We start from the raw sequence: 10595 nt of genomic DNA, 5'->3' as shown, positions 1-10595 counted from the left end.
GGGGCCTTCGGATGAAGACGTGCACTCTGCTTATCGCTGTTCTCGCCGTGCTGAGCCCAGCCGCAGTTCAGGCGTCATGCAATACAAAAGCGGGATCAGTAGACAACCAGCCACCGCCACCAACCGTGGAGGAAGCGGAGCAGCAGCCCGTCGCGGAGCTTAGCTCCGCGTTGCCGAACACCAGCACTCCCAGCTTGTACGACGCTCAGACATTAAAGCTGGACCTTTCCCGGGACGTAAGCTCACTCGCGGGGCTGACCGGCCGCTATATACAAGACGCGCCAGTCCTTGGCGTCAGACTTGAGAACATTCCCGGGTTCGACCCCAACCGGCACTGCAACGCGATCCAGCCGATCGTCTATAAGCCCAAGATCGAAAGGCTCTCCGACGGGATAGTGCGGGCGACCGTTGATCGCGAGAGGTTCGCGATCTCATTCGATCCCCGCGCCGAGCGCAGGCGCTACGTCCAGGACGCCGATCCGTCGGCCCGCTTCTTGTGGATCTTCCGGCCCCGGTTCGGAGATTCGCTGAAGGCAATCACGAGGAGCTACAACGCCGCCTTCCAGGCGGAGCCGGTAGGGTCGGCGCGCCGTCGGTGGATTGCAGAGGCATACCTCGACTTGGCGTTCCGCTACTATCGGCTGAATGTTCTCAACATCGGCATGCCGACCGGGAAGCGGCCCCGGCGTGCAGACCTGCGGCAGAGCCTACTCGCAGCGCTCGGACACGACTGCGCTCCGACCAGCGTGGAGCTGGTCTGCCTCGCCTCCGACACAATCGAGCTGAACGAAGCCGCGCCTCCCGGAGATCGCCTTTCGGCGGCCAACTTCACCGTCGGTGACGCACTTCTTGAAAATTCCGGCATCAGCACAGGCGTCCGCCAGCTCGACTTCGGCTCGACCAATCCGCAGGCAAGCACCATGGCGACAGTGTTGTTCCCCGGATTGCGCGGAATGGATCGAAGAGGTTACGGCTACCGCCGGCCCATCCGGACCTGGGACGTCGATACACAGAACAGGTGGTTCGCTGTGGACGGCTCGACCGCGAACGCGTTCCTTTCCCGTGAAGAAACCAAGCGCCTGCTGATGGACAGCCACGCCAAGTATTTGAGGGATGCGGTAGAGGGCTGGCGATTCCGCGTGCAAACGGCCTACCCGGGCTGGAGCCCGAATGAGCGAACGGCGCTGGCGGTAATCGGGCTCGACTTGGAGAACGTGACAGGTCGCGCTCTCCGGCTCGCCCCCGGCGCATCCAGCATGTGCCACGTGCTTTCCGACCCGACGCTGTCCCAGAAGCGCTCCAACGCGGGTGTGGTCCTCTATCAAATGAAGCGGGTCAGGACCGCTCGCAGCGTAATCTCGCGGTTGTCCGGCGCATCGCAACTGGACTGGTCATGCCTGGACGCGCTCGCGACGCCGATGCCCGCCGTCGCCCCGCTGAAGTCCCCACCTCCGATGTTGACGCCCTACCAGCCCGCGGCGCCTCCCGGATAGCTCATTCGGACGGGCGCGAGGGGCATTCGCCCGCTCGACCTACCGTGATTATTGTTGAAAAGGGACTACCGCATGAACGCCCCCTTCGCACTTCCTGCTTGCATCATCGCGAGCATCGCTTCTGTGCTAGTTTCGGGCGCTGCTTTCGCGAGCCCCGCCCGAACCGCCGGATCGCAGGCCTCGGGAGTGCAGCGCGGCTGCCAACCATATATGAACGCTACCAGGACCATGCTCGAGGGCTCGCCGCTGCACTTAGCCGTTCGCCTGGCGAATGGCGACGCCGCGGTGGCGTTCACTGTCGGCTACGACACCGCGGTCATGAACGACGACGACGCGGCCAACGCACCGCTACGAGATGCGGCCATGCTATACACCCGGCATGCCGGTCAGTGGACCGGCCGAACAATCTCCGCGCCTGGAATGGTCGTAGCCGGATTCCAGAACGCCCACAAAGACACCGTGTACTGGAGCGCTGTGACGGTTGGAGGCGCCGGACCCGAGTTCGCCGGAGTCATGGTCGCCGGCACAAACGCGTCTAACCTCACGTGCTCCAACCTCGACGCACCACCTTTGCCAAGTGGGCGCAGCTTCCAAGACGTGTTGTTTGAGGTGAAGGAGTTCGGCCTAACTGGTCGGAATGCTCAAGTAATCGGCGAGTACACAGACAACGGCGGGAGCGCTCCGCTACCCACCCACCGCTACCTTTTCCGGTCAATGGACGGTGGCAGAACTTGGGGGACTCCACGACGCGTCGCCTCGGGCGTGCACGTCGCCAATCCCTATCAAAGGATCCAAGCCACTGACGAGAGCCTCGAGCATGAGCTAGGCGCTACGCTGGTGCTCCTCCCTCAACCGGAGTGAGCACCTGCTCGCGACGGCGGAAACTTGCGAAAATGCCAAGCGAATTGTTGAGTGGGCAATCTGTCCCAGCGACACGAGCAAATGCCGGGCTCATCGTCTGCCTCGCTACCGTTGGATAGTCGAGGACACCTTTCGAGCTCCGGTCCAGGTGAGCCCTCCGTCGGCAGTGGAATACTCGTAGCGCAGTGTCCGCTGCACGCCTCGATCCTCGATCGTTCCGCTGGCCCGCAGCGTTCCCTTGCCGCGCCTGTTCACGGTGAGGCTTTTGAACTCGAGGAACTCCATGTTGTATGAACGCTCGCCGGTCTGTTCGTCGCGATTCAAGGCGGCGGGGAATTCCAGAACCGGGCACGCCAAAGCGCGACCGACAGGATCTAGGACCAAGCCGTAGAACTCCTCACCAGGACCCTCAGCTAGGTGGAAGCCGAAGATGATTCGCCGATTGGAGGGCGTGGTGTAGGAAGTCGTGACTTCCTGACTGTCTCCGACAGTGTGCTCGAACCAACCGGACCCTCGTCGGACGAACACCCTAAGTTGGGCGTTCTCGTCCTCCATTTCCTCGATACCCATCACGACACGCTCGTTTCGGCCTGGCAGGTGGCCGCTCACTCTGCGTACCTTGTCCGATCTTACCGGCACCGGCGCGGAGCATGCGGGCGACGAAACCACGGCCGATGCGAGCAACCAAAGAAGCATAATTTCTACCCCTAACGATGCACATCTAAGACTCATGCTACGCAAATCTAGCCCAAACGCCAGTCATGCTTGGCTCGTTATTTCGCGCGTGGCTTGCCCTAGCGGACTAGCAACCTGCTTGACGCTGTATCAACGTTCAGGACTCCACCGGATTGAGGGCTGTTTCATGCAATCGTTGAATGTCGGTTCCTGACCAGACCTGCCGTTCCATTCATCATGCGTGAACGGCAGAAAAGTCCCAGATTTTGCCTTTCCGTTGAGCCGAAAGCCGACTGCGTTGACGGCAGCTTATGAGAAATTTTTCAGCGGTGGAGCGACTGACTTTGGGGAGCAAGACAGCCAAAACTTCAACTGTCCAACAACCTCTTCTCATAGACCGTACTGATTGCGCGCCCATCCCAGACATAGCAGAGATGCCGTTCCTGGCGGCAGTTCGATAACAATCGTGGTCGGAACACAGCGGCACATTCGCCGCCGGGATCGCGGACGCTTTCGTAAGCGATGCCGTCCGAGCCTGCATCGCACAAGGTCCGCGCTGCTTCCTGCGACACGGCATAACTGCTCGGATGGTATAGAGCTGCCAACGTTTCACGTTGTCCACGGATGTCGTGAAGGTTCGCGTCGAGATCGACGGCATAAACCCGCATGTCGAGTTCCTGCGCCGGTTCGTCGGTAGCCTCCAGGAAGTGCGTGCGGTGATGCCGGGTCTCGGCGATTGCGGTTGCCAGTGTCAGTCCGGCATAGAAGACGCCGTAGCTGCCGTCGGTGAAGCGGTCGCCGACCGGATTGAGGTGGGTGAACGCTGCCATGATTGCCGACGTACCGGGGCCGGAAACGCGGTCCTCAGGCGGCACGAGCGACAGCTCGCCTGCCTCGTCGCGCAGACGATCATTGGTCATCGCCTCGATGGCGTAGACCGCTTCAAGATCAGCAGGATCGGCAACTGCCTCGAACAGCGAGATTGGCGGAAATCGGCTCGGGATGATGCGGTAGCAGGGCGTCCAGCGGACTTTAGACGTGGGAATGTCCACGGGTCAGCCGCGCTGCCCATCAACATACTGGCGCACGACATAGAGATCGGCGACATTGCCCGACATCATCCGGTCAAGCGCCGAGGCGCCGCCAAAGACTTGCGCCTTATTTGGCTTACGCACCCACTCATCGGCCGTCTTTGGCAACAGTATCTGCAGGCCTTTGTAGATGCCCATGACATAGGAAATCCGCTCCAGCGCATCCTTGGGCAGCGCCGCGACCATGCCGCGCTTCCAGGATTGGAAGGTCGAGCGGCTCTCCAGACCGAGCAAGCGCATCTGCTCCTGCTCTTTCAGGCCCCAGGCATCGGCAATGCGGAAGAATGTCCGCAGGGCTGGCCCCGTCAGATCCTTGCGATCAAGTCCCTTTGCAGGCGCTTTGGCTGCAGCTTGGATACCCATATCGGCACTTCCTTTCATGGCCTCATGATGCTCATATTCTGCACAAAAGTCAACATGAGAGCTGATATTGCACATTGCGACCTGCGTAATGCAGCGAGAGCCCTCCGCTGTTACCCGTCCGCTGTCCAAGGCAACGACGCCTGTCGATCAGCCAGTGGCCGCGTGTGAGGCATGATTGCTGCTGCGCTCAAGGCAGTGATCCGGCGGGGAGGAAGCCTCCGACTTTTGGTCGACGAAAGCGGCGATTGCCGAATTACATTCGTTCTCCGGTGGCGCGAAAACCACCCCTCTTTGTCGCCTGTCTGCGGGTCTCGTCACGCCTAATGCCGTCAACCCCGTGCGGGGTTCGCCCTTCGCTGACGCTGCGGTGACGGCGACTCCCGGCCCCTTCTTTTGGCGCCATCGGGGATGGTCCCCGACCACCTTTAGGAGAAACGACATGGCTACCATCGCAAACCTCACCGTGAAGTCCGACGACAGCTTCGAAGGCAACCTCGCAACGCTGACCGTCTCCGCACCGATCGCCATCATCCCCAACAACCGCAAGACCAAGGACAGCGAACCCGACTACCGCATCGTCAGCCGCAAGAACGGCTTCGAACTGGGCGCAGGCTGGAAGCGCTTCTCGCAGAACACCGGCGCCGAATATGTCTCGGTCTCGCTCTCGGCTCCCGAATTTGGCACGATTTACGGCAATATCGCCAACGCGCCGGGCGATGATCCTTCAAAGAAGGTCATCATCTGGAACCCGCCGAGCTGAAGCACCAGCGACGGCCCCGCCTCCGGGCGGGGCCATAGCATTTGTCAGCAATTCATCGCGCATCAGTTGAGACAAAATGACGGGCGTATCCTTCGACATTGTTGCGGCGATTGAAGTTCCCAATCGTCTCACGTGAGCGCTTGAGATCGAAACGTAGGCCGAAGGACTGGTAGCGTGCCGGATCGAGATTGGTGGCAAAGCTGGGGTTGGGTTCCACGAAATAGGAGAGGGTGGGAAATATTTCATATTGTTCTTATGGGATATTTTATTTTGTCTTCGGCATAGCCGTAAGTTGAGCCTGCTAGATCGTGATAGTTAAGCCAACATAGCCTTGAGAGGGATCGTAACATCGGCCAGCTTCGCTGGATCAACCACGGCATTAGCCTCGATCAGTCTCCTCCCCTGTACGTAATCCTTGACCGCATTGACGCAATCGAGCGCGCCGATCACTCCATCCTTGAGGTATATCACCGAGAAGCTGCGCTCTTCCGGTCGCCCGCGCAGCACTGCGTGATCGTAACCAATGTTCAATCCGACGGTCTGCAGCTTGAGATCATACTGGTTGGACCAGAACCACGGCAGGGCATCATATGGCTGCTCGATCCCGCAGATGGAGCGGGCCACTGTGGCGGCCATGTCGTTGGCGTTTTGCACGCTTTCGATCCGCATGGATGCCCCGCCCGCGTAGCGGCAAGCAAAAGCTGCGCAGTCACCGATCGCATAGATGTCTGCCAGCGAGGTGCAGCAGAAGCGGTCGACCATGACGCCGTTGTCACCATGTGCGCCAGCGGCGCTGACGGCTGCAGTGGCCGGAATGATGCCAATTCCCACGATCACAATATTTGCCGGAATGATCTCGCCTGAGGCCAGCTCAACGCCGGTGACGCGCCCATCCACCCCGATCAAACGTTCAACGTTGGTGCCCGTGCGCAGGTCCACGCCATGGGCGCGATGTTCCGCTTCATAAAAGGCCGACAACTGCGGGCCGGCAACACGGGCCAGAACTCTGTCCAACGCTTCGAGGAGGACCACCGAGCAGCCCAGTTTGGTCAGCACCGCTGCGGCCTCGAGGCCGATGTAGCCCCCGCCAATCACCACCACCTGCTTGCTGCCACGATCAAGTTCAGCCGCGAGATGATCAACATCAGCCCGGTTACGGATCGAATGGATGCCGGCCAGATCAGCCCCGGAGCAGGCTAGCTTGCGGGCATCGCCACCGGTTGCCCAGATCAGCTTGCCATACGAGACGGTACGCCCATCGTTTAGAGTCAGAACCCTGGCTGCAGGATCGACCGCTATCACTTCGATCGAGAGCCAGAACGAGACATCCTTCTCACCCCAGAATGCTGCCGGGCGAATAAGCAGGCGTTCGAACGGCTTCGCCTTAGCGAGATACTCCTTGGAAAGTGGTGGTCGCTCGTACGGCAGTTCGCTCTCTCGGCCAATGACAAGGACGGATCCTTCGAACCCGTTCTGACGCAGCGCAATCGCCGCCGCGGCACCACCGTGTCCGGCGCCCACGATGATCACATCAAAAACAAGCCCAACCATCGATTAGTCCTCTGGTGCGATCGTAGCCCGCAATCCTGCCACTGAAGAGTCTAGGACGATCTGGCACGACAGTCGGGAATACGCGGATCGATGATCGGAACTGTCGAGCAGATCTCCTTCATCCTCGCTCGCGGCGGGTAGGTTTACTGCCCATGTGGGATCGACGTACACATGGCATGTCGCGCAGGAGCAGCAGCCTCCGCAAAGTGCCAGCAACTCATCAATGCCCGCTTCACGGATCGCTTCCATCAGGGTGAGGCCCACGGCTGCCTCGATTGCGATTTCTGCGCCTTTACGTGTCGTTACGAGAATGCCGGGCATGTCAAAACACCACGACCGAACGGATGCTCGTGCCCGCGTGCATCAGGTCGAACGCGGTGTTGATTTCCTCCAGACCCATGACGTGGGTAATCATCGGGTCGATCTCGATCTTGCCGGTCATGTACATGTCCACGATCTTGGGCACATCGGTGCGACCCTTGGCCCCGCCGAATGCTGTGCCGCGCCAGTTGCGGCCGGTCACCAGCTGGAACGGGCGGGTGGCGATTTCCTTGCCCGCTTCGGCCACGCCGATGATGATGCTGGTGCCCCAGCCGCGATGGCAGGCTTCAAGGGCGGCGCGCATCACTTCGGTATTGCCGGTGGCGTCGAAGGTGTAATCGGCCCCGCCATCGGTCAGCGCCACAATGGCGGCGACGGTTTCCTCACGGCTCAGGCCCTTGGAATTGAGGAAGTCGGTCATGCCGAACTGGCGGCCCCATGCCTCACGGTCCGGATTGATATCCACCCCGATGATCTTGCCCGCACCCGCCAGTCGCGCGCCCTGAATGACGTTGAGGCCGATGCCGCCAAGACCGAATACCACCACATTGTCGCCCACCTGCACATTGGCAGTGTTGGTGACAGCGCTCACGCCCGTGGTCACGCCGCAGCCGATATAGCAGGCGGACTGGAACGGCGCGTCCTCGCGGATCTTCGCCACCGCGATTTCCGGCAGCACGGTGAAGTTCGAGAAGGTCGAACAGCCCATGTAGTGGAACACCGTCTGCCCTTTATAGGAGAAGCGGCTGGTGCCATCGGGCATCAACCCCTTTCCCTGCGTGGCGCGGATCGCGGTGCACAGGTTGGTCTTGCCTGAAAGGCATGACTTACACTGGCGGCATTCGGGCGTGTACAGCGGGATCACATGGTCGCCCGGCTTCACCGAAGTCACCCCCGGCCCAACCTCGCGCACAATGCCCGCGCCTTCATGGCCCAGCACCGAAGGGAAGAGGCCTTCGGAATCTAGCCCATCCAGCGTGTAGGCATCGGTGTGGCAGATGCCGGTGGCCATGATTTCCACCAGCACTTCGCCCGCTTTGGGCCCTTCGAGGTCAAGCTCCACGACTTCGAGCGGCTGCTTGGCTTCGAAGGCAACGGCGGCGCGGGTCTTCATCTCAGAAACTGACCTCAGCACGCACCCCGTATGTGCGCGGCGAGCCTACGCTCGATACCACAACCCCCGGTGAGTAAGGCGATTGCTGAGCGCCTGTGTACACCGCTTCATCGGTCAGGTTCCTGCCGAATGCCGTCAACCTGAAGCCCTTGCTGGCTTCGTAGGAGATCGAGGCATCTACTGTTGCGTAGCCATCTGCGCGTTCAATCGGCAGGAAATCGGCCGCCAGCCACCGCGCTGACGCGAACACCAGATCGACGTTGGCTTCAATCTCGCCGCCACCAGCCAATTCGAACCGGTGGGAGTATCCCGCAACCCCGGACCATTTCGGCGAGCGGGTTACCTGATTGCCAGAGCAATCCACGGTGACCACCGGCCCAGCCGGTCCGACAATGGCGGTAGGAAGAACCGCGCAACCCGTGCTGCCTGGGAACAGGAATGCCGCATTCTGGAGGAACGCGAATTTGTCATACCGCGAGTGGGCAAATTCCACCCCGGCGTGGAAAGTGCCGTTCCGGGAGGGCTTGAATACGATATCCGCGCTGGCGCCATAAATCGTTGCATTGCCCGCATTTTCAAAGGAAAGACCGACCACACCCCGGCCGCTCAGCGCGACATGGGCTTCCTGATGGTTGCGATAGTCCCAGTAAAACCCCTCGACGTTAAGTTGTAGTCGGCGATCAAAGAATGTGTTCTTGATGCCGACCTCGAAAGCGGTGAGTTTTTCAGGTTCGAAGCTGGAAGCCTGATTGCTGCCCGGCGCAGCAGTCAAGGCGCCAAGTTGATTGAAGCCGCCCGCCTTGAAGCCCGAACTTGCGGTGGCAAAGAACAAGCTGTCGGCAAAAACATCTGCTTCAATCCCGACTTTCCATGAGACATTCGAGAATGTCCGAACACCTTCATATTGTTCCAGCAAACAGGTCGTGGCCGGATTTGGCGGCAGGCACGGCGGCGCAAGGATAGTTGCCCCTGCGAAGGTCGGATTGATCGCATAGGTTGCTCCGTTACTCAAACTGCGGCGGTCGCTGGTGTAGCGCGCACCGCCGATGAGGCGGAAGGTATCGGTCAGGCTCAGCGTCGCCTGCCCAAAGACTGCATAGCTGCGCGTATCCAGATTGGACACCTGCCCGACATCCTGGATCAACCCGGCATAGACCCTGTTCTGCACGAACTGGCTCTCATTGTAGTAGTATGCACCGGCGACCCAATTCAGCTGATCTGTATTGTTCGAAAGCCGCACTTCCAGCGAGGTCTGGTGCGAGGTTTCGGGGCGTTCGGGGAAGCTGCCGAATGCTGCGCCGGTGTCGAACAGGAATGTCGGCATCACTGCGTTGCGCATGCTTGCGTCGCGATAGGCTGGAAGGATCGTCAGTTCGGCAAAACCCAGATTCCAGTTCAACTCTGCCGAGACATTCCAGAATTGGAGATCCTGCACTGCGTCGGCTGGCGATGGTGCTGTCACCGAGCCTGGCGGTAGCGCGAAGAACTGGTTGCCTTCGATAAAAGCACGCGCTTGCGGACTGGTAGCGTCGAGGAATTTGTCGGTGTTCGGCAGCCGGTTGAGCAGCACAAATCCAGCGCCATTGCCGCCGACATGTCCATAGCTGCCACTGAGCAACAGGGAGAAGTCTGCCGAGGGTTCCCAAAAGGCTTTCAGGCGAGCGGACTGATGTTCATCATCCGAAAAGCCCTCGCTGGTGTAACCGCCCTTCGAGACAATCTGGCCCGATGCCCGCAGCGCCAGCGTATTCGACACGGGAACGTTGATGGCCGCTTCAAAGACCTGAGTATCGAAGTTGGCGAACTCGGCGGAAAAGTCGCCGCTAAAATCGCCGAGTTTGGGTCTGGTCGAAATCAGGTTGATCGCGCCGCCCGAGGCATTGCGGCCATACAAGGTGCCTTGCGGACCTTTAAGCACCTCGACCCGTTCAATATCGTAAAACTCGCTCACCAGCGATTGGGACCGGCCGACATAAACGCCATCGACATTGAACGCGACCGCAGGATTGCTGATCGCGGTCGATCCGAAATCGCCGACCCCGCGAATATAGACCTGCGTTGTCGGGCCGACATTGCCGATTTGCACGCCGGGCAGAATGCTCATCAGCGCCTGCGGCTGGGTCACGCCAGCACGGTCCAGCCGATCAGCCGAGATCACGTCCACCACGAGAGACGAGTCTTGAACCGATTCCTCGCGCCGCTGGGCGGTAACCGTGATGACTGCGATACCGCTGTCGCTTTGATCCGCAGCAGCATCCGGTGAGGCTGTTTGCGCCAGCGCCGATGTAGCGGACAACTGAGCGAACGCGGCGATGGCAAGGAAGCTGCAAGTGGCCTTGAATTTTCTGTTGCAGGTCATGTCAATT

At 60.2% G+C, this 10595-nt stretch carries 10 protein-coding genes; 3 read left to right on the top strand and 7 right to left on the bottom strand.

Annotated features, from left to right (window positions below):
* Positions 1-1493 (top strand): hypothetical protein (locus tag NL2_RS19150; protein WP_218006131.1); only part of this gene is annotated, 1493 nt, incomplete at its 5' end.
* Between the two features lie 285 nt (positions 1494-1778).
* Entirely contained in the window at positions 1779-2354 is a 576-nt protein-coding gene (locus NL2_RS19145) for a hypothetical protein (RefSeq protein ID WP_218006130.1), read from the top strand.
* A gap of 105 nt (positions 2355-2459) precedes the next feature.
* Here the strand turns inward: NL2_RS19145 and NL2_RS19140 are convergent, their stop codons facing one another.
* The 3 genes from NL2_RS19140 to NL2_RS19130 form a co-directional block, all read right to left on the bottom strand.
* Positions 2460-2924 (bottom strand): hypothetical protein, encoded by a 465-nt coding sequence (locus NL2_RS19140; protein WP_157083267.1) that lies wholly within the window; start codon positions 2922-2924, stop codon positions 2460-2462.
* Positions 2925-3397: 473 nt separating this feature from the next.
* Entirely contained in the window at positions 3398-4081 is a 684-nt protein-coding gene (locus tag NL2_RS19135; RefSeq protein ID WP_068077770.1) for an RES family NAD+ phosphorylase, read from the bottom strand.
* A 3-nt stretch (positions 4082-4084) separates the two neighbouring features.
* Positions 4085-4483 (bottom strand): antitoxin Xre-like helix-turn-helix domain-containing protein, encoded by a 399-nt coding sequence (locus tag NL2_RS19130; RefSeq protein WP_174522633.1) that lies wholly within the window; start codon positions 4481-4483, stop codon positions 4085-4087.
* Positions 4484-4922: 439 nt separating this feature from the next.
* Between NL2_RS19130 and NL2_RS19125 the strand changes: the two genes are divergently transcribed.
* Positions 4923-5243, top strand: coding sequence for a DUF736 domain-containing protein (locus NL2_RS19125; protein WP_006966713.1), 321 nt, complete (start codon positions 4923-4925; stop codon positions 5241-5243).
* A gap of 315 nt (positions 5244-5558) precedes the next feature.
* Here the strand turns inward: NL2_RS19125 and NL2_RS19120 are convergent, their stop codons facing one another.
* The 4 genes from NL2_RS19120 to NL2_RS19110 are packed head-to-tail and all read right to left on the bottom strand — an operon-like array spanning position 5559 to position 10588.
* A complete protein-coding gene (locus tag NL2_RS19120) occupies positions 5559-6794 on the bottom strand; it encodes an NAD(P)/FAD-dependent oxidoreductase (protein WP_068077766.1) in 1236 nt (411 codons plus the stop codon).
* A gap of 3 nt (positions 6795-6797) precedes the next feature.
* Complete coding sequence (locus NL2_RS20910) at positions 6798-7115, bottom strand: 2Fe-2S iron-sulfur cluster-binding protein (protein ID WP_084356220.1); 318 nt, start codon at positions 7113-7115, stop codon at positions 6798-6800.
* Position 7116: 1 nt separating this feature from the next.
* On the bottom strand, positions 7117-8229 hold the full coding sequence (locus tag NL2_RS19115; protein ID WP_068077764.1) for an S-(hydroxymethyl)glutathione dehydrogenase/class III alcohol dehydrogenase: 1113 nt from the start codon (positions 8227-8229) through the stop codon (positions 7117-7119).
* Position 8230: 1 nt separating this feature from the next.
* The gene (locus NL2_RS19110) at positions 8231-10588 is read right to left on the bottom strand and encodes a TonB-dependent receptor (RefSeq protein WP_068077762.1); all 2358 of its coding nucleotides are present in this window, start codon (positions 10586-10588) and stop codon (positions 8231-8233) included.
* Positions 10589-10595 lie beyond the last annotated feature (7 nt).

Origin of the sequence: Novosphingobium lentum NBRC 107847 (genome assembly GCF_001590965.1) — a bacterium.
Classification (GTDB): domain Bacteria; phylum Pseudomonadota; class Alphaproteobacteria; order Sphingomonadales; family Sphingomonadaceae; genus Novosphingobium; species Novosphingobium lentum.
This window is presented reverse-complemented; position numbering and strand designations above follow the sequence as displayed.

Bases quoted from the DNA above. Each gene is read 5' to 3' on its own strand.
- NL2_RS19140 (WP_157083267.1), bottom strand. From the start codon at position 2,924: ATGGGTATCGAGGAAATGGAGGACGAGAACGCCCAACTTAGGGTGTTC.
- NL2_RS19130 (WP_174522633.1), bottom strand. From the start codon at position 4,483: ATGGGTATCCAAGCTGCAGCCAAAGCGCCTGCAAAGGGACTTGATCGC.
- NL2_RS19125 (WP_006966713.1), top strand. From the start codon at position 4,923: ATGGCTACCATCGCAAACCTCACCGTGAAGTCCGACGACAGCTTCGAA.
- NL2_RS19120 (WP_068077766.1), bottom strand. From the start codon at position 6,794: ATGGTTGGGCTTGTTTTTGATGTGATCATCGTGGGCGCCGGACACGGT.
- NL2_RS20910 (WP_084356220.1), bottom strand. From the start codon at position 7,115: ATGCCCGGCATTCTCGTAACGACACGTAAAGGCGCAGAAATCGCAATC.
- NL2_RS19115 (WP_068077764.1), bottom strand. From the start codon at position 8,229: ATGAAGACCCGCGCCGCCGTTGCCTTCGAAGCCAAGCAGCCGCTCGAA.
- NL2_RS19110 (WP_068077762.1), bottom strand. From the start codon at position 10,588: ATGACCTGCAACAGAAAATTCAAGGCCACTTGCAGCTTCCTTGCCATC.